Genomic DNA, 20,928 nt, shown 5'->3' with positions numbered 1-20,928 from the left:
AGTAAAAATATTAATGATATCATAAAACATATATGAAAAAAGGAGAACCTAATTTAATGGATAGAAAAGTTAAAGTAAGAATAGCTCCCTCACCAACAGGAGATCCACATGTAGGTACAGCGTATATTGGATTATTCAATTACGCATTTGCAAAACACAACGGAGGTAAATTCATACTCCGTATAGAAGACACAGATAGAACAAGATATTCAGAAACATCTGAACAACAAATATTTGATGCAATGAAATGGTTAGGTCTAAATTATGAGGAAGGTCCAGATGTAGGAGGGCCTTGTGGTCCATATAGACAATCTGAAAGAATGGGAATGTATGCTAAATATGCTGAACAATTAGTTGAAAAAGGAGAAGCATATTACTGTTTTTGTACTCAAGAAAGATTAAAAGCTTTAAGAGAAAGACAAGAAGCAATGCATCAAGCACCAGGGTATGATGGACATTGTAGAAAATTAACAAAAGAAGAAGTAGAAGACTTAAAAAAGAAAAATACACCGTATACAATAAGATTAAAGATGCCATATGATGGTCAAACAATAGTAAAAGATAAATTAAGAGGAGATATTGCATTTGATAATAGTGGTATTGATGATCAAGTACTATTAAAATCAGATGGATTCCCTACATATCACTTAGCAAATATTGTAGATGATCACTTGATGGGAATAACTGATGTAATACGTGCAGAAGAATGGATAGCTTCAACACCTAAGCACGTACAATTGTATAAAGCATTTGGATGGCAAGAACCTAATTGGTATCATATGCCTCTTCTTAGAAATGCAGATAAAACTAAGATCTCAAAGAGAAAAAATCCAGTGTCATTAAATTACTATAGACAAGAAGGATATTTAAAAGAAGGAATGTTAAACTTCTTAGCATTAATGGGATGGAGCATGGAAGGTGAAAAGGAAATCTTCACTCTAGATGAAATGGTTAAAGAGTTTACATTTGATAGAATCTCATTAGGGGGTCCAGTATTTGATTTAGTTAAATTAGCTTGGGTTAATAACCAACATATGAGACTAAAACCAGTTAAAGAATTAGCAGAATTAGCTCGTCCTTTCTATGAAGAACTATACGATCTATCAACAATATCTAATGAAAAATATGAAAGAATAGTTGAAATAATACGTGAAGGTTCACATACACTAAAAGAACTAGCACAAAACAGTGATATATACTTTGAAGATAAATATACTTTACCTGAAATAAAGGAAGGTATGAACAAAAAAGAAAGAAAATCAGTTACTAGAATATTAGATGCATTAAATAGTGAAGTAGGTAAAAAAGCTATAGAACTATTTAAACAAAAATTAGAAAAACATGATGAAGAAATTAGTGAAGAAGAAGCTAAGAATATATTACAAGAATTACAAGATGAACTAAATGAAGGTCCATCAGCAGTGTTAATGCCACTTCGTGCTGTATTAACAGGTAAGTCAAGAGGAGCAGACTTATACACAGTAATTGCAGTAATAGGTAAGAAGAGATGTTTAGATAGAATAAATCAATTTTAAGAAAATGCCTTAGGGCATTTTTTTTTATGGTAAGAAAAAACGAAGAAAATGAAGAAAAAACGAAGAAGTTACGTTAAGAAGTTGAATAAAATGGAATAAAGCTAGTAAATATTAGGTATAGAACAGAAACGAAGAAAATGAAGAAAAAACGAAGAAGTTAGGTTAAGAAGTTGGATAAAATGAAATAAAGCTAGTAAATATGAGGTATAGAACAAAAACGAAGAAAATGAAGAAAAAACGAAGAAGTTGTGTTAAGAAGTTGTATAAAATGGAACAAAGCTAGTAAATATGAGGTATAGAACAAAAACGAAGAAAATGAAGAAAAAACGAAGAAGTTGTGTTAAAAAGTTGGATAAAATGAAGTAAAGCTAGTAAATATTAAGCATAGAACAAAAACGAAGAAAATGAAGAAAAAACGAAGAAGTTATGTTAAGAAGTTGGATAAAATGAAGTAAAGCCAGTAAATATGAGGTATAGAGCAGAAACGAAGAAAATGAAGAAAAAACGAAGAAGTTGTGTTAAGAAGTTGTATAAAATGGAACAAAGCTAGTAAATATGAGGTATAGAACAAAAACGAAGAAAAAACGAAGAAGTTAGGTTAAGAAGTTGTATAAAATGAAGTAAATCTAGTAAATATGAGGTATAGAACAAAAACAAAGAAAATTAAGAGAAAACGAAGAAGTTAGGTTAAGAAGTTAAATGAAATGAAGTAAACTCAGTAAATACTAGTGTTATAAGTGGTGTTAAGAAAAGTATGATAAGTGTTAAGAAAACGAATGAGATAGGATGGCAATAGCTATATACCTAGTAAATACTAGTGTTGTAAGGGGTGTTAAGAAAACTAAGAAAATAGTAGATAAAAGGAATTTTAATATGATATAATATAAAAAAATGAGGATAGGTGTAGTCTTATGTGTGAAAAAATAAATATAAAATCAATTTCATATTATGTTAATTCTAAGGAAGGTCAATATTTTGAAAGGAAAAGTGCTAAAATAAGACCAATTGATATTTTAAGACATTTAGTAGCATTTTCTAATGCTGAAGGTGGTGAATTAGTTATTGGAATAGAGGATGATGGAGAAATAACAGGATTCAAATCTGATGGTAGTCATAATATTGAAGAATATATTAATATATCAATTACTGAATTAAAAGAAACACCTATTTTACCTATGTTTGATAGAGTTGAGGTTAAAAATTCTAAGGGACAAGATGATGAGATTTTAATCATAAATGTACCAATTTCTAATAATAGAGTTATTAAATGTAATGATAATAATGTTTATTTAAGACAATTTGATAAAACAGTAAAATTGAATTCTGAACAAATAATACAGCTACAATACGATAGAGGTCAAAGATATTTTGAAGATGAAATAGTAGAAGATGCAACTTTAGAAGATTTGGATGAGGGCTTAATAAAAAAGTATAAGCAGAAAATGGAAGTAGAGAATATATCTACATACGATTTGTTAAAAGCTAGAAATTTAATGAAAAATGGCAAATTAACTAATGCTTGTATCCTGCTTTTTGGTAATGATCCTACAAGATTTTTACCACAAGCCAAGTTAAAGGTAGTGAAGTATAATGGAGTTAAGGCCTTATTTGGTAAAAGTATAAATATAATAAAGGAAAAAACATTTTATGGTTCAATATTGGATACTATAGAAAAATCTAAAGAGTTTGTAGGTACATTATTAAGAGATTTTCAGTATCTAGATGATGATGGAATGTTTAAGACTGTACCAGAGTATCCAGAATTTGCTTGGATTGAAGGTATAGTTAATTCACTAGTTCATAGAAATTACTCTATAAGAGGCGATTACATTAAAGTCATCATATTTGAAGATAGATTAGAAATAATGAGTCCAGGATTACTACCTAATATAGTAACAGTAGAAAATATATTAAATCAAAGATATTCAAGAAATCCTAAGATAGCTAGGATATTAACAGAATTTGGGTATGTTAAGGAAATGAATGAAGGTGTAAGAAGAATATATAGTGAGATGTATGATATGTTTTTAAATAAACCTAAATATAGCGAAATAGGATATAACGTAATATTAACTTTAGAAAATAATATTGCAAATAGGCAATCAGGTGTAATGAAAAATAATTTTAGTAGTTTAACAGAAGACGAAAAAAGAATTTTACAATATATGTTCAATACAGGGGCTCATGTAAATACTAAAATATCTACAGGAATAATAGATAAAAGTACTTCATATTGTTATAAACTTTTAAAGAAATTAGAAGATAAAAAAATACTTTTATGGCATGGGTCATCAACTAGAGATAAGACGCAATACTATACACTAAATTTATAGCTAGATTCACTAGCTATTTTCTTTTACCTTGTTTTTTTATACTAAAAAATGGTATAATTCCCTATAAAGAATAAGAAGGAGATTGATTATGGAGTTAAGAATATTGTTAAAAGATATAGATAAATATTTAGATAAGGAAGTTACATTATCAGGATGGATAAAGAAGAATCGTGATCAAAAGAACTTTGGATTTATTGAATTTAATGACGGGACTTCATTTAAAGGAATACAAGTAGTTTATGATGAAAACATAAGTAATTTTGATGAAATAGCTAAATTAAACATTTACTCATCAATAAAAGTTACTGGTAAGGTTGTTAAATCTATAGGTAAAGGTCAAGCTTATGAAATATCAGCAAGTAATATTAGTGTATATAATGCATGTGATGAAAATTATCCATTGCAAAATAAGAGACATAGTGTTGAGTTTTTACGTACTATAGCTCATCTACGTCCAAGAACAAACACATTTAACGCAGTATTCAAAGTAAGATCATTACTTTCATATGCAATCCATAAATTTTTCCAAGAAAGAGGCTTTGTATATGTCCAAACACCTCTAATAACAGGTACAGATGCTGAAGGTGCTGGAGAAATGTTCCAAGTTACAACATTAGATTTAGAAAATTTAAAAAAATTAGATTACAAAGATGATTTCTTTGGTAAGCCCGCATACTTAACAGTTACAGGTCAATTACATGTTGAAGCATTTGCTAGTGCATTCAAAAATACATATACATTTGGTCCAACATTTAGAGCTGAAGAATCAAATACTAAAAAACATGCTGCAGAATTCTGGATGGTAGAACCTGAAATAGCATTTGCAGATTTAAATGTTTTACTAGAAGTAATTGAAGATATGATGAAGTATATAATAGGGTATGTTTTGGAAAATGCAAAAGATGAAATGGAATTTTTCAATACCTTTGTTCATAAAGGACTATTAGATAGATTAAATAATATACTAGAAAATGGTTTTGCAAGAGTTACATACACAGAAGCTATAGAAAAATTAATAGCTTCAAAACATACATTTGAAGAAAAAGTAGTTTGGGGTATGGATTTAGGGACAGAACATGAAAGATACCTTGCAGAACAAATATTTAAACGTCCAGTATTTGTAACAGATTATCCTAAAGACATTAAGGCATTTTATATGAAATTAAATGAAGATGCTAAAACAGTAAGAGCAGTTGATCTTCTAGCACCAGGTATAGGTGAAATAGTAGGTGGAAGCCAAAGAGAAGAAGATTATGATAAATTAGTTAAAATAATGAAAGAAAAAGGCTTAAACATAGATAATTATGAATGGTATTTAGACTTAAGAAAATATGGTTCTGTTCCACATTCTGGATTTGGATTAGGATTTGAAAGAATGTTAATGTATGTTACAGGAGTAGAAAATATTAGAGATGTATTACCATTCCCAAGAACAAACAAATCTCTTGAATATTAGGAGGGAATATGAAAAGATTATTAGTTGTAATATATATTTCAATTGCAACACTAGTTTTTGCTGATATTATTGGTGATTTACAAAATATAGATAAAGATGTACAAAACAAAAAATATGATAGTGCAATAAATAAAGGGAAAGAAGCACTAAAAAAGGTAACTTCAGAAGATGATAGACGTGCTATTGAGTCAGTATTAAATGATGTACAGAAAAAAATTAAAGATGCAGCAACTAATGTGATTAATAATCTTGGTGAAAGTATTGATACAGAAAACAATGATGAATTATCAGCAACAGATACAGGTACTCTACCTAGTTTACCAAGTGAAAAAACATTTGATAGTGCAACTTTTGCAAGATACAAAAAGTATGAAAATCAAGTAGTTGCAACAGGTAATTCAGAAGCAATACACTCATTAGCAATGATGTATGTTAGAGAAGGTCTTTATGAAAGTGCCATGAATTTGGCATTACGTGATAAGTCAAGAAGTACAAGAAATGTATATTTAGCAGCAACAGCAGCAAGAATGATAGGAAGATTTGATAAATCAATACAATTGTACAATGAATTATTAAAAAGAGATTCTGGTCACCCTAAGACATATTTAGGTTTAGCGATGGCATACAAGGGTAAGGGTAATTACAAACAAGCCCTATCTTACTTAAGAACATATCAAAGTCATGATAATTCAAGAAGAATACAACAAGACATCAATGTTTTAAGCTCACATTAAGGAGAGTTATGAAATGGATTGATTTACTTAATACAAACATTAGAAATTGTGATATACGTAGACTTATGAAAAAATACAGTAGTATGGACCTACTATTATCCAACTTTTCTAAATTAAGTGATGATATGAAAAGAGAGATAGAAAATTGTAAAAGTTATACTATAGACGAAGATGTTAGAGTAATCTCGTATTTTGATGATGAATATCCTGAATATTTGAGGAATTTAAAGGATTTTCCAACATTTTTGTTTCTTAAAGGTAAAAGACTTGATGAGAGTCTTAAAGTAGCTGTAGTGGGCACAAGAAAAAATACAAAACTAGGGGAACTTACTTGTAAGAAGATAATAAAGGGGTTATCTGATTATGATATAACAATAGTTAGTGGTATGGCAAGAGGTATAGATTCTATAGCACATAAAAGTGCAATAGAATATGGTATGAATACCATAGCAATATTGCCAACGGATATATTTAGTTGTTATCCAATTGAAAATATGAAATTAAAAGAATATATATCTTGTAATGGTACTGTTGTATCAGAATTTAAACCTAACACTAAATTAACAAAAGCCAATTTTGTTATTAGAAATCGGTTGATAGCAGGTTTATCTAGACTTGTGTATATACCAGAGTCATATATTAGTGGAGGTTCATTAATAACTGCAAAATTTGCTAATATGTACAACAAAGAAATATATACTAGCCCAGCTGATATATTTAACAAGTCGTTTGAAGGTTGTAATGAATTAATAGCTAAAAATATTGCAAAACTTGTTAGGAGTTCTGATGACATAGCTTATGAGTATGGTTGGAGGAAAAAAAGTGAAAAAATATCTAGTAATAGTTGAATCACCGTCTAAAGCGAAAACTATTGAAAAAATATTAGGTAAAAATTATGAAGTAAAAGCTTCATACGGTCATGTAATAGACTTACCAACAACAACATTAGGTATAGATATTGAAAATGGATTTATACCGAAGTATAAGACAATAAAGGGAAAAGGTGAGATATTAAAAGACTTGAAATCTAGATCTAAGAATGCAGACATTGTATATCTTGCGTCCGACTTAGATAGAGAAGGAGAAGCTATAGCGTGGCACATATCTAATTATATAAAATTCCCAGAAAAGACTAAGAGAATAGTATTTAATGAAATAACAGCAACAGCCGTTAAGCACGCTATAAAATCACCTAGAGAAATAGATTTAAACTTAGTTGATGCTCAACAAACACGTCGGTTATTAGACAGAATAGTGGGATACAAGATAAGCCCCCTATTATGGAAGACAGTAAATAGAAATGCAAGTGCAGGGAGGGTACAATCTGTTGCACTTAAGATAATTTGTGATTTAGAAGATGAAATTAAAAATTTTGTTCCTAAGAATTATAGGGAATTTAGTGTCTTATTAAAAAATGGTGTAGAATTAAAATTATCAAAAATAGATGGTAAAAAAGTAGATAAAGTTTTTGATGAAGACTTTAAATTAGAACTTGATAAGTATTTAATTGCTAATAAGGTGGAAATTAAAAAGAAAACACAAAGACCTCCATTAGTATTTAAAACTAGTACGTTGCAACAATTGGCAGCGTCATATTTAGGTTTTTCAGCATCTAAAACTATGAGAATAGCTCAACAGCTATATGAAGGATTAGATATAGCGGGGCAAACAAAAGGTTTAATAACATACATGAGAACAGATTCTACAAGAATTTCTAAAGAAGCACAAGAAAAAGCAAAAGAATATATTGTTAAAAATTTAGGACAAGAGTATGTTGGTAAATACATATCAAAGAATAAGAGTGATGCACAAGATGCCCACGAAGGTATTAGACCATCATATATAGAGCTTGAACCAGATAAAATAAGTGGATACTTATCAAAAGATCAAAACAAGCTATATAGCCTAATATTTAGACGATTTATTACATCACAAATCGCTGCAGTTAAATATGATCAAATGCAAATAACATCTATAAAAGATAATTTAGAATTTACAGGGACAGCAAATAAGATAACATTTGATGGGTACTATAAATATCAAAAATCAGAAGAAGATATCTTAACAGAAGACTTACCAGACATACATGAAAATGACAAATTAGAAATAGAAAAAGTTAATACAAAAGAAGGTGTAACTAAGCCACCTGCAAGATTTACAGAAGCTAGTATAATAAAGAAACTTGAATCTGAAGGTATAGGTAGACCATCTACATATGCTAGTATAATAGACACATTAATTACAAGAGAGTATGTAGTAATAGAAGAAAAAAAATTAATACCAACTGTTCAAGGTTATAGCGTTAAAGAAGAATTAGAAGAACATTTTAAAAACATCATGGATATTAAGTTTACAGCTAATATGGAAAGTGAGTTAGATGAAATAGCAGAAGGTCATAAAGAATGGCACGATATTTTATCTAGATACTACAATACTATAAACCAAGATGTAATAAAATATGAAGAAGATATAAATAAGATGCAAAGTCTTAAAGTAGTTAGTGATGTAATGGACAGTAAGGGCCTTCCTATGATACTTAAAACAGGTATATATGGTAAATACTTAATAAGTGAAACTAATGAAGAAGAAAAAATTTCTCTAAAGGGAATAGATGTTCCTAAAGAAGAAATAAAAAGTGGTAAGGTAGCAGTTAAGGATAAAGTAGAAAAGATATTAAAAGAAAAACAAGGTAAACTTACAGACTACACAGAACAAGGTGTTAAATTCTATTTAAAAATAGGAAGATTCGGACCTTATCTTGAAAGTGAAAACTTTAGTGAAGATAACAAAAGAATTACACTTACACCCCTTATTAGAGCAAAGCTAAAAAAGGGTGAAATAAAAGAAAATGAAGGTGTATTAGAACTTAACGAATACATCTTAAAAGAAAAAGAAGAAAATGAAAAGTTAATAAAACAAGCAGGTAAATGTGAAAAATGTGGAAAACCATTTACAATAAAGAAAGGAAGATTTGGAAAGTTTCTAGCTTGTAGTGGATATCCAGATTGTAAAAACATTAAAAACTTAAAAAAGAAGAGTAAATAATGAGAAAACAGTTAGATGCATACCTTTATTATAACGAGGTAATACTAGGTAAAAGCTATAATACCATAAGATCATATAGAAATGATATAACGCAACTAATAGAATACTTAGAAGAAAATGAGGGGATAAAGGACTTTAGTAAGGTTGAGATAATAACGCTTAGGTCCTTTATAGCTTACCTTAGTGTAGAAAAAAAGTCTTCTAAAAGAAGTATTAATAGAAAAGTTTCAGCAGTTAGAAGTTTTTTTGATTACTTGGTAAGAAACAATGTAATAGAAGAAAATAAGGCAATATATGTAAGTACACCTAAGTTTGAGAATAAATTGCCTAATTTTTTATTGAAAGATGATATAGCAAAGCTAAGAGAGTGTATAGATACAAATAACATACTAGGTCTTCGTGATAGAACAATTTTAGAGGTACTTTATTCAAGTGGACTAAGATCTATGGAATTATTAGAATTATCTGAAAGTATGATAGATATTGATAAAAGAGAATTGCGTGTAATTGGTAAGGGTGATAAGGAAAGAATAACTTTTTTTAGCAATACAGCAAAAAAATATTTGAAAGAATATATAGAAGCTAAAAAGCAAAAATATATATATGATAAAGATATAGTTTTTTGTAATTCTAAAGGTGGAAGACTTACAACAAGATCACTAAGAAGAATAATAGAGTTCTATGCTAAGAAAAGTGGTATAGATAAGGAAATTACACCCCATGTATTTAGACATACATTTGCAACAGAACTATTAAATAGTGGTGTAGATATACGTTATGTTCAAGAACTATTAGGACATTCAACTATTGCAACCACTCAATTCTATACTCATATAAGCAAAAATAAGTTAAGAGAGATGTATTTAAAAACAAGGCCATTTTCAAAAGGAGAAGAAGTAGATGAGTGATAAACAATGTAAAGGTTGTGGAGAAAAATTACAAAGTGAAGATAAAAATTTAAAAGGATATGTACCCTTTGAAAAGCTTCTATTACAAGATAATTTAATATGTCAAAATTGTTTTAGATTAAAAAATTATGGTAAGATACCTGAAGAAACAATGAGTAAAAAAGAGTATAAAGATGTAGCTATAGCAAGCATAAAAGAAGCAGATATAGTGCTTGGTATATTTGATGCTGTTGATATTGAATCTTCTATGGTAACTGAAATTTTAGACTTATTAGATGAAAAAGAATCAATAGTAGTATTAAACAAGATAGACTTACTAGAAAAAAATTACACTATGCCAGAAATATCTTCATGGTTTAGAAAAAAGATAATAGAAAACAATATATTTCCTCAAAGTTTTTGCTTTGTTTCATCTAAAACAAATGAGGGTATAAATGGGATATTACATAAAATAAAGGACATATGTGGTAAAAAACAAGTTAAAGTTTGTGTACTAGGTGTCTCAAATGTAGGTAAGTCAAGTTTACTTAATAGATTAATAGGGTCTAATAAGTTAACTACATCAAAATATTCTGGAACTACAAAAAGAAGTATAAAGACTACTGTAAAATACAAGGATATAAAGATAACATTCATAGATACACCTGGTATAGTTCCAGAAGGTAGAATGAATGAGATGCTTCCTAAGGATAAAGCAGTACTACTTTTAAATAGTAAATCTGTTCAGAAAAATAAGGTGAGATTAAATGAAGGACAGTACTTAACATTTTCTAATTTAATATATATTATGGTAGAGAATAAATGTGAATTAGACTGTTATGCTTCTAAAAATATACAATTTCATGTGACAAATAAGCAAAAGGTAGATGAGCTTATGACCAATGGTTTCTTTACGTTGTTAAGTAAAGAAGAAACTGATGAGTACTATAACCACAAATTTGTAATAGATAAAATATCACTAACAAGAGATGATGCACTAGATATATTAGGTCTAGGGTATGTTGAAGCTAATAGTAGTGTAACTTTAAGTATAAAGCACCCAGAAGAAGTTAAGGTAATTGTTAGAGAGAAAATAAAGTACGCAAATAAAAGGCAAGATGAAATGTTATGATAAAAAAAATAATATTCATATTAATCATATTAGGTATAATATACAATATATCTATAAACACAATAGAAAAGGAATTTAATAAAATTGAAATTAGCAGTATTAGGTAGTGGAAGTAAAGGTAATTGTAGCTATATTGAAATAGGTGGCAAGAAAATTTTAGTTGATGTAGGGTATAGCGTAAAAAAAATACGTGAAAAGCTTTTGACTATAGACCAAAATTTAGAGGATATAGATGCTATCTTTATCACCCATGATCATGGTGATCATATGAAGTCTGTTAGTACTCTATCAAGAAGACAAAATATTCCTATATACATTCATAAAGAGTCACTAAGACAAATACAAAGAAAATTAGGTAATGTTAATACTGATAATATAGTAGTACTAGAAGATAGAAAAGTTTTTTTAGATAATGTATTAGTTGAAAATTTTGATGTTATGCATGATTCAAAACATAATTTGGGCTATACATTTAATTATCAAAATGAAAAACTATCATATGTTACAGATATAGGGAAGATTACAAATATTGTAAGACAAAATTGTATGGATAGTGACTATATTGCATTTGAAAGCAACTATGATTTAGGAATGCTTTTAAATGGTAGGTATTCATGGGATTTAAAAAATAGAGTAAAAAGTAATGTTGGTCATATTTCAAATGATGAAGCATCAACTTTTTTAGAAAATATATCAAATAACAGATTAAAGGAAATTTTTTTGCTACATCTTAGCGAAGAGAATAATACACCGAATATAGCGTATAAGACACTTGAAGAAAAAATTGATAAAAGAATTAAAATTAATATAACAGGGCAAGTAGCGACTAAGCTATTTGATTTTAAAAAGTAGGTATTATGTGGGAAGAATTAGAAACAGGAATAAAAATATATGCTAAAAATACTCCATACTTTGGAGAGGGTAATAAGGATGCAGATATATTGGTAGTATTTGACCATCCTTTTGAAAAGCAACTTGTTGGAAGTGAGAACTTTAAGGTTTTAAGTAATATATTTAATTTTGTGAAAATAGACTTAAACAATTGCTATTTTACATACTTAGTTAAGTATGAACCACTAAATTTGGTGGAAGAAAGTGAAAGAAAAGAGAGCATGATATATCTATTACAAGAAATATACTTAGTTAAACCTAAATATATAGTATGTATAGGGGAAGAAGTCTTTAACTACTTATACAAATACTATACAAATACAAAAAATGAAAAGTTAGTAATAGATATTTCAAAGTGTGTAGGGAATGTATATGATTTTTACGGAATAGGTTTAATCCCTATATACGATATGTTTAAAGTTAAAAGTTTGACATATAACGAAAAGAAGAAAATGGCAGATATATTAAGAGGAGTAAATAAATGATAGCAATAGGAATAGTAGGATTACCTAATGTAGGTAAATCAACATTATTTAATGCAATAACAAAAACACAAAACGCACTGGCAGCAAATTATCCGTTTGCAACTATAGAACCAAATGTAGGTACAGTAGCAGTTCCAGATGAAAGAATACAAAAATTAGTAGATTTAATTAATCCTAAATCAGTTGTTAATGCGACAGTAGAATTTGTTGATATAGCAGGGTTAGTAAAAGGAGCATCTAAGGGTGAAGGACTTGGAAATCAATTTTTAAGTAATATACGTAATACTCAAGCAATATGTCAAGTTGTTAGATGTTTTGAAAATAATGATATAATACATGTGGAAGGTAGTATAGACCCTATAAGAGACATAGAAATTATTAACTATGAATTAATATTCTCAGACCTTGAAACAGTTGAAAGAAATCTAACTAAGAATCAAAAGATGTTAAGAGGTGGGAATAAAGATATTAAATTTTTAGTAGACACACTAATTAAGTGTAAAGAACACCTAGAAAAAGGGAAGTTACTAAAAAGTTTAGATTTAGATGAAGATGAATTAGAATTAATTAAACAATATCAATTTTTAACAATAAAGCAAATGATGTATGCTCTAAATGTTTCAGAAGATGACTTAGCAGATCCTGATAAGAATAAGTATGTAAAAATAGTTAAAGAGTATGCAAAGGAAAATATGAGTGAAGCAGTAGTATTTTCTGCAAAAGTTGAGTCAGAATTAATTGAAATTGAAGATGAAGAATTAAGAAAAGAATTTATAGAATCATTAGGAATAAAAGAACCTAGTTTAAATAGACTAATTTCTAAGGGTTATGAACTACTTGGATTAATTACATTCTTTACAGCAGGAGAAAAAGAAGTACGTGCATGGACTATAAAGCAAGGAACAAATGCACAAAATGCAGCAGGTGAAATACACACAGATATACAAAGAGGATTTATTAGAGCAGAAGTAGTAGACTTTGATAAATTTATTGAATATTCAGGATGGAATGGTGCTAAGACAAATGCAGCAATGAGATTAGAAGGTAAAGAATATATAGTTAAAGATGGAGATGTAATGTTCTTTAGATTTAATGTATAAGGAGATATTCATGAAAGAGGTATGTAGTCTATTATCTTTAGATAATTTATTAAAATATGTAAAGTTACATTTTTTTAATGTCATATTAGCAATATTACTAGTAATATTTTTTAATCAAATAGCTAGTATATTTCATAAAATATTATGTAAGGTAAATAGCAAGATTTTAAAAGAAAAAGCTGTTAGAACATTTTTTAATTCACTTAGTAATATAGTAATAAAGTTAGTGCTATTAACAATAATACTACAGTTAGTGGGTATAAATTTAAGTAGTATCTTTGCCTTAGTAGGTGCATTAGGACTAGTTTTAGGGTTTGCATTTAAGGAAACAATAAGTAATATTTGTGGTGGAGTTATTTTACTAACATTTAAGCCATTTAAAGTTGGAGATTTAATAAGTTATAATTCAAATATAGGGACAATTAAAAAAATTGAAATATTCTATACAACTATTTTAACTCTACAAAATGAGTATTTGATAATACCTAATGGGAATTTGATAAATAATGAAATAAAGAATATTGATATTAATAATATACGAAGATTAGACTTAAAAGTTGGTGTTTCATACGAAAGTGATATACAAAAAGTAAAAAATCTGATATTATCTATAATTAATAGGGAAAAAGAAAAATTATTTGATTATACTATAAGTGAGCCTATAATAGGGGTAGTAGATTTAAATTCTTCATCAATAGACTTTGATATTAAAGTATATGTAAAAAAAGGTAAATACCAAGAAGCCCGATACTATATTTTAGAAAATATAAAGAAAGTTTTTGATGAAAATAATATTGAAATACCATATAATAAATTAGATGTATATATGAAGTAAGGAAGGATTTTTTATGGAAATTAAAAGATTCATAAGTACGGTGCTAGATGAAAACATCTACTTATTATCAAAAAAACAAGATTGCTTATTAATAGATCCTGGAGGGGATAATATTAGTGAAGTTGTTAGTTATATCAAAGAAAATAAGTTAAATCTTTTGGCTATACTTGTAACACATGGACATTTTGACCATATTTTGAGTATTAATGAGCTATTAGATAACTTTGATGTTCCTATCTACATAGGGAAAGAAGATAAGGAAAAGCTATATGACCCAAGTATTTCATTAGCTAGAATATTTAATGGTACAGAGTATGTGATAAATAAGGATGCTAAAATAGTAGAATTAAATGATAATGATGTGATATTTGATGATATTACAGTCTTACATACACCAGGTCATACATCTGGTAGTGTTTGTTACTATATTGAATCGGATAAAATAATATTTACAGGTGATACCTTATTTAAAATGGCTTATGGAAGAGTAGACTTTCCAACAGGAGATAGCTACAAGATGCGTGATAGTTTAAATAGATTATTAAAATTAGATAGTGATATCATAGTTTATCCTGGGCATGGAGATTCGACTACCATAGGTGAAGAATATCAAAATTATTATGGATCATATTAAGGATGTGTAGATATGAAAAAAATGTATGATATAGTTATTGCAATAATATTAGCTTTGGGTGCAATAATATCAGTTGCGATATTTTCTAATGCAATAGATAGAATAAACAAAAAAAGTGAGGTAGTTATAGTCAAAGGTACAGCTACTATGGAAAGACCCATAGATGAGTATAGTTTTACAATGACATTGGATACTACATCAAAAGAAATAGATAGTGTATATGAAGCAATGTACGATAAGGAAGATAAGATTTCTAATAATATACAGTATAAGTACACAAAAGATAAGGTAGACTTAACACCTATTACAAAAAAAGATGATAAGACTGTAATAGGATATGATCTAACATCTGTATATACATTTACAGCTAAAAATTTAGATGATATAAAGAAGATTAGAGAGGATGTTAATAAGTTCAGTGCACAATATCCAGACATATCATTGTCAGATATAGATGTAAAATATGGAGAAATTAATGCGAATTCTCTAATAGAAAAAGCTTCAAAAGATGCAAAGAATAAGGCATATAACCTAGCTAAAGAAAATTCTAAAGGCTTAGGTTCAATAGTTAAAATAAAGCAAGAAAGATTAGTTATAAACGATAAAAATGTTTCTGTAACTGTTACAGCAACATATGAAATAAATTAATAATTTTAGGAGGAAAATATGAAACCAGCAATGGAATTAAGACAAGGAAGCACATATAGAAAGGATGGTGTTCCATACATAATTTTAAAAGCAGAAAGACATCAATCAACATCAGGTAAAAGACAAAGAGCTGCTGAAATGAAATTTAAAATAAGAGATTTAATTAGTGGTAAGACTCAAGAAATAATAGTATTAACTACAGATATTATGGATGATATTATGCTAGATAGATATCAAATGCAATTTCTATACGCAATGGACCATGAATACAATTTTATGAATCAAGAAACTTTTGAACAAATAAGTATGCGTGAAGAAGATTTAGGAGATGCTGTAAACTATTTAGTAGAAGAAATGATAATACAAGTATTAATGTATGAAGGTACTCCAGTAGGTGTTGAATTACCTAATACAGTTATAAGAGAAATAACTTATACTGAACCAGGTTTAAAGGGAGATACTATAGGTAGAGCAACTAAACCTGCAACAATAAATACAGGTTACCAATTACAAGTTCCATTATTCTGTAAAATAGGAGATAAAATTAAAATAGATACTCGTACAGGAGAATATATAGAAAGAGCAAATTAATAATAAAAGATCTCTATGAGGTCTTTTTTAAAAAGGAGATTATGAAAAAAATATTAATAGCCTTAATATTATTCATACAATTAATATCATTTTCTAAAAATATAACTCTAGCATCATTTAATGCAGAAAGATTAGGAGAATCAAAAAAAGATTATGATGCATTTTGCAAGATAATCTCAAAATTCGATATTATAGCCCTAGAAGAGGTTATGAATAATAAAGGTTTAGAAGAGTTGAAACAAAGGCTTAATAATTATAATTATATAATGACAAAAGCTGTTGGAACTAAGAAGTACAAAGAACATTATGCAGTAATTTACAGAAAAGATAGTGTAGATATTATTAAAGATTTAGGAAGCTATATAGACAAAGATGATGACTTCATAAGAGAACCATCAGGCTTTTACATTAAATCTAATAAGTTAGATATGGTATTAATACCAGTTCATTCAGTATTTGGTAAAAATGAAAAACAAAGGGCCTATGAGGCAAGCCAATACAAAAAAGTGTATAAGTATTTTTTTAATAAAACACATCAGGATGATATAATAATACTAGGAGATTTTAATTTACCAGCTAATGATAAGGCTTTTTCTATTCTAAAGAAGGATTTTAATCTGGTAAATATATTAAATCCAATTGAAGATAAAACGACTTTATCTAAAAAAGGTTTAGCTAATTCTTATGACAACATATTCCTAAATTTAAAAAATTTAAAAGCATTTACTAAAAGATATGGTGTGTATAATTTTACAAAGTCTAATTATGAACAAGTAAGGAAATATATATCAGACCATCTTTTAATATTTATTGAGTTAAATAATGAAAGGGATTAGCATGAAAAAGATATATAAAAGAATCCTAATAATGGCACTACCCATAGCATTTGAAAATATGATATTTAGTTTAATAAATTTTGTTGATATATTTATGATAGGTAAGATAGGGACATCAGCTATTAGTGCACTAGGAATAGCAAATCAAGTATTTTTCATATTCACTTGCAGTGTTTATGGTTTACTAAGTGGGGCTAATGTACTAGCAGCACAATATTATGGAGTTAAAAACTATAAGAATCTTAGGAAAATAATGGCATTAACAATAGGACTAGGACTATTAATGTCACTTCCTTTTTTTATACTAATAAATCATAGCCCAGAAAATGTAATAACATTTTATACAAAAGATAGTATGGTTATTGAATATGCAAAACAATATTTAAAGTATTCAATATATACTTTCCCTCTATTTTCCATAGGTTTTTCATTTGCGATGCAATTAAGAGCGATTAATAAGCCAAAGTATTCGCTGTATTCTTCAATGTCAGCCCTTGTTATAAACGTAGTTTTAAATATGATACTTATACCAAGATATGGTGTACAAGGGGCAGCTATTGCGACATTAATAGCAAGAATTGTAACTACAATATACCTATACATTATCCTTATCATAAAAAGAATACCTATACTACCTAAAGTTAGAGAGTTTAAGGATATAGACATAGAATTTACAAAAAAACTTTTAGCCATATCTGTTTTAACATTTGTACATGAACTTTTATGGGTAATAGCTGATGCAATGAAAGTAATGATGTTTGGTAGTCTTGGGACGGAAGCATTTTCTGGAATACAGATAGTAATAGGGATAAATGGACTTTTATTCACACTATTCATAGGTCTATCAAATGCAAGTTCAATAATTATTGGTAATGAAATAGGTAAAAGTGATAGAGAAAAAGTGTATAGATATGCTAATGATTGTCTTAAGCTATATACCATCTTTACTATAATAGTTGTAATTGCATTGAATATATTCTCACCTATAGTATTAAGATTTATGAATTTGGATAGCAATATGTATAGTATTACTAGAAAATTAGTATATTCACAATCAATAAGCATGGTATTCTATTCATATAGTATGTTGTACTTATCTGGTATATTACGTGCAGGTGGAGATGTAATGTTCTGTATGGTAGTTGAACTATTAATAATGTGGATAGTCGGAATACCTTTAACATATATATCAATTAATGTATTTCACTTATCAGTATACTACGTGTATATAGTTGCAAGAATTGATGATTTGATAAAGCTATATCCTTGTATAAGAAGATATGTTAGTAAGGAATGGATAAAGAGAAAAATATGAGTGTAAAAGAAAAATTAATGTGTATAGGTTTTAGTGAAATAGAAGCTTTAATATATATAGAGTTATTAGAAAAACAAGGTCAAAATGGTACACAGTTATCAAAGGCTATGAATCAACCTAGAAGTACAGTGTATATGGGTCTAGAAAGCTTACTTAAAAAGAATATAATATACCTAATACCAACACAAACAGACAAGAAAAACTATAACCCCATATATCCCCAAGACTTAGTAAAAAGACTAAAAAGGGAATATAGCTATATCCTAGAAACTATAGGTCAAGACTTAGATAAAATGTACAACAAAGAAAAATATGAAAGAGTATTCAATATTGAAGGCCTTGAGAATATAAAGGAAAAGATAAAAGATATGGTTATGGAGGCTAAGAATAAGGTAGTAATTTCTGGATATACAGATATATATTTTGAAGATACTAGCAAAATAGAGCATATTAATACAGATGATACTGAAAAATTAATTTGCATAGTTGATGATGAAATAGCGTTAATTGCAAATATTAATGATGTATATGCAAATGCTGTATACACAAGAAATAGCTTGATTGTGAAAGGAATTAAATGTTAGTAGTTTTAACGATAGTGATAATAAGCATAGTTATAGTAGTTCATGAATTAGGGCATTTTTTAACAGCAGTATTTTTTAAGACTAAGGTTCTAGAATTTTCAATAGGTATGGGGCCTAAAATATTTGGGTATAATAAATTCTCTATAAGACTATTACCACTAGGTGGTTATGTAAAATTAGATGAGGAAAGCTTAGAAAATACTAGTAAACCACGTCAAATTGTAATAATGCTTGCAGGAATATTTATGAACTTTCTTTTAGCGTATATATTAATACTATACTTTAGTAAGTTTGATGTGGTAAAAGCATTTGTTTCCTTAACAGGTGTGATATACAAGATGGTAGAAGCATTTTTACATATAACAGGATTAAAAGACTTATCAGGTCCTATTGGTATACATAGTGCTGTTGTAAGCACTACAAAGGCTCTAGGAATATTTAAAGGAAGTGCCTTTTTACTTATTATCATCTCAATAAATCTTGGGATAATAAACCTACTACCTATACCAGGGCTTGATGGAAGTAGAATCTATTTAACATTAATAAAAATGGTGGGTGTTAAAATAGATAAAAAATTAGAAGAAAAGATATATGTTATAGGCTTTTTATTCTTAATAACTTTGACTATAATAGTAATGATACAGGATGTATTTAAATATATATGAGGTGTATGGAATGTTAGAAAAAATAAAGGAAGAAATATTAAAGGCTAATAAGATTGTATTGGTTGGTCATGTTAGACCAGATGGAGATTGTATAGGTGCTTGTGTAGCGTTTAAATATATGATAGAAAAAATGGATGCAACTAAGCAAGTAAAGGTTTGTATAAATGATGAATTGCCAAAGTATTTGGAAAAACTAGACTATTTACCTAAAATATATGATAAAGTAAATGATGAAATAGACTTATTAATCTCTTTAGATGTTGCTAATATTGAAAGGGTTGCTATAGACACTGAAAGTATAAGTAAGGCTAAAAAAACTATAGCCATAGATCATCACATAAGTAACAAAAAATATTTTGATATAAATTACGTTGTAGATATTTCATCAGCATCAGAGTTAATATATAGATTTTTAGATGTATTTAATATTACTCTAGATAAGAAAATAGCAACATATATGTATTTAGGTATAATAAATGATACTGGTAATTTTAAGCATAACAATGTTACAGATAAAACATTTTTAGTTGCTTCAAAATTAGCTGAATCTGGTATAAATATGAATAAAATATATCAAGTACTATTCTCTAAAACAAGAAAGAAGGCGAGTCTTTTTTCAAAGAGTATAGTAAATGGTGTATACGATGAAAGTTTAAAATTCATGTACTTTTTCTTACCTAAGGATAGTGAATATACAAAGGATGATACAGATGGTGTATCAGAATATATGTTGACTATAGACGATGTTGATGTATCATTATTCTTACAAGAAGAAAGTGATAACACAATTAAGGGTAGCTTTAGATCTAAAGGACCAGATGTAAATATGATAGCTTCTAAATTTAATGGTGGTGGACATATATTAGCATCAGGCTTTAAAACAGATAAGAAGTTAGAGGAAATAATAGAAGTTACAAAGAGGTTATTAAAATGAAGAAAATAATTATACTTTTATTGTTCTTTGTTTTATCTTGTACACAAGTAGATGGTATAAGGCTTAGAAAAAAGCTTTATGCTACGAATAAGGAATATTTAGAACAAAAAAATCAAAAAAAAGTGGATAATAAGGATGTGGGATTTTATGTAAAAAACGGCATTTTCCACTTTGTTACCATGCAAAATGGTAAACAATATGAGGTTAGAATAGACAAAGAAGGTAAAATCTTAGATAGTAAAATTGGGGGATATTAAACACTTGATTTTTTGTATAAAAAATGTTAAT

At 28.0% G+C, this 20,928-nt stretch carries 21 protein-coding genes; all 21 read left to right on the top strand.

Going from position 1 to position 20,928, the window contains the following annotated elements:
• Nucleotides 1-56: 56 nt before the first annotated feature.
• The 21 genes from gltX to VC03_RS05225 all read left to right on the top strand — a co-directional run bounded on the left by gltX (nt 57) and on the right by VC03_RS05225 (nt 20,897).
• Nucleotides 57-1,535, top strand: a complete 1,479-nt coding sequence (gltX, locus tag VC03_RS05325) for a glutamate--tRNA ligase (protein WP_046329002.1) — start codon at nt 57-59, stop codon at nt 1,533-1,535.
• Between the two features lie 911 nt (nt 1,536-2,446).
• Nucleotides 2,447-3,868 (top strand): ATP-binding protein, encoded by a 1,422-nt coding sequence (locus VC03_RS05320; RefSeq protein WP_046329001.1) that lies wholly within the window; start codon nt 2,447-2,449, stop codon nt 3,866-3,868.
• An 88-nt stretch (nt 3,869-3,956) separates the two neighbouring features.
• On the top strand, nt 3,957-5,324 hold the full coding sequence (gene asnS, locus VC03_RS05315) for an asparagine--tRNA ligase (RefSeq protein ID WP_046329000.1): 1,368 nt from the start codon (nt 3,957-3,959) through the stop codon (nt 5,322-5,324).
• Between the two features lie 8 nt (nt 5,325-5,332).
• Entirely contained in the window at nt 5,333-6,058 is a 726-nt protein-coding gene (locus VC03_RS06615) for a tetratricopeptide repeat protein (RefSeq protein WP_052727715.1), read from the top strand.
• 8 nt (nt 6,059-6,066) lie between these two features.
• Entirely contained in the window at nt 6,067-6,906 is an 840-nt protein-coding gene (gene dprA / locus VC03_RS05305; protein WP_052727714.1) for a DNA-processing protein DprA, read from the top strand.
• Entirely contained in the window at nt 6,881-9,103 is a 2,223-nt protein-coding gene (gene topA / locus VC03_RS05300; protein WP_237223918.1) for a type I DNA topoisomerase, read from the top strand. Before dprA ends, topA begins: the two co-directional genes overlap by 26 nt.
• The gene (gene xerA, locus VC03_RS05295; RefSeq protein WP_046328998.1) at nt 9,103-10,011 is read left to right on the top strand and encodes a site-specific tyrosine recombinase/integron integrase; all 909 of its coding nucleotides are present in this window, start codon (nt 9,103-9,105) and stop codon (nt 10,009-10,011) included. The genes topA and xerA overlap by 1 nt, the downstream gene beginning before the upstream one ends.
• A complete protein-coding gene (locus tag VC03_RS05290; protein ID WP_046328997.1) occupies nt 10,004-11,122 on the top strand; it encodes a GTPase in 1,119 nt (372 codons plus the stop codon). The genes xerA and VC03_RS05290 overlap by 8 nt, the downstream gene beginning before the upstream one ends.
• A gap of 84 nt (nt 11,123-11,206) precedes the next feature.
• Nucleotides 11,207-11,974 (top strand): MBL fold metallo-hydrolase, encoded by a 768-nt coding sequence (locus VC03_RS05285; RefSeq protein WP_046328996.1) that lies wholly within the window; start codon nt 11,207-11,209, stop codon nt 11,972-11,974.
• Between the two features lie 5 nt (nt 11,975-11,979).
• Nucleotides 11,980-12,498 carry a uracil-DNA glycosylase family protein gene (locus tag VC03_RS05280; protein ID WP_046328995.1) on the top strand — a complete coding sequence of 173 codons (519 nt, stop codon included), beginning with the start codon at nt 11,980-11,982 and terminating at the stop codon, nt 12,496-12,498.
• A complete protein-coding gene (gene ychF / locus VC03_RS05275) occupies nt 12,495-13,598 on the top strand; it encodes a redox-regulated ATPase YchF (RefSeq protein ID WP_046328994.1) in 1,104 nt (367 codons plus the stop codon). The genes VC03_RS05280 and ychF overlap by 4 nt, the downstream gene beginning before the upstream one ends.
• A gap of 10 nt (nt 13,599-13,608) precedes the next feature.
• Complete coding sequence (locus VC03_RS05270; RefSeq protein WP_046328993.1) at nt 13,609-14,433, top strand: mechanosensitive ion channel family protein; 825 nt, start codon at nt 13,609-13,611, stop codon at nt 14,431-14,433.
• Nucleotides 14,434-14,446: 13 nt separating this feature from the next.
• Nucleotides 14,447-15,067, top strand: coding sequence for an MBL fold metallo-hydrolase (locus VC03_RS05265; RefSeq protein WP_046328992.1), 621 nt, complete (start codon nt 14,447-14,449; stop codon nt 15,065-15,067).
• A 12-nt stretch (nt 15,068-15,079) separates the two neighbouring features.
• Nucleotides 15,080-15,715, top strand: a complete 636-nt coding sequence (locus VC03_RS05260; RefSeq protein ID WP_046328991.1) for an SIMPL domain-containing protein — start codon at nt 15,080-15,082, stop codon at nt 15,713-15,715.
• 18 nt (nt 15,716-15,733) lie between these two features.
• Nucleotides 15,734-16,306, top strand: coding sequence for an elongation factor P (efp, locus tag VC03_RS05255; RefSeq protein ID WP_046328990.1), 573 nt, complete (start codon nt 15,734-15,736; stop codon nt 16,304-16,306).
• 41 nt (nt 16,307-16,347) lie between these two features.
• Nucleotides 16,348-17,142, top strand: a complete 795-nt coding sequence (locus tag VC03_RS05250) for an endonuclease/exonuclease/phosphatase family protein (protein WP_046328989.1) — start codon at nt 16,348-16,350, stop codon at nt 17,140-17,142.
• Nucleotide 17,143: 1 nt separating this feature from the next.
• A complete protein-coding gene (locus tag VC03_RS05245; protein WP_052727713.1) occupies nt 17,144-18,457 on the top strand; it encodes an MATE family efflux transporter in 1,314 nt (437 codons plus the stop codon).
• Entirely contained in the window at nt 18,454-19,041 is a 588-nt protein-coding gene (locus tag VC03_RS05240) for a TrmB family transcriptional regulator (protein WP_046328987.1), read from the top strand. Before VC03_RS05245 ends, VC03_RS05240 begins: the two co-directional genes overlap by 4 nt.
• On the top strand, nt 19,035-19,706 hold the full coding sequence (locus VC03_RS05235; RefSeq protein ID WP_046328986.1) for a site-2 protease family protein: 672 nt from the start codon (nt 19,035-19,037) through the stop codon (nt 19,704-19,706). The genes VC03_RS05240 and VC03_RS05235 overlap by 7 nt, the downstream gene beginning before the upstream one ends.
• Before the next feature lie 10 nt (nt 19,707-19,716).
• The gene (locus VC03_RS05230; protein ID WP_046328985.1) at nt 19,717-20,640 is read left to right on the top strand and encodes a DHH family phosphoesterase; all 924 of its coding nucleotides are present in this window, start codon (nt 19,717-19,719) and stop codon (nt 20,638-20,640) included.
• The gene (locus VC03_RS05225) at nt 20,637-20,897 is read left to right on the top strand and encodes a hypothetical protein (protein ID WP_046328984.1); all 261 of its coding nucleotides are present in this window, start codon (nt 20,637-20,639) and stop codon (nt 20,895-20,897) included. The genes VC03_RS05230 and VC03_RS05225 overlap by 4 nt, the downstream gene beginning before the upstream one ends.
• Nucleotides 20,898-20,928: the final 31 nt, after the last annotated feature.

The organism is Sneathia vaginalis (genome assembly GCF_000973085.1).
GTDB lineage: Bacteria > Fusobacteriota > Fusobacteriia > Fusobacteriales > Leptotrichiaceae > Sneathia > Sneathia vaginalis.
This window is presented reverse-complemented; position numbering and strand designations above follow the sequence as displayed.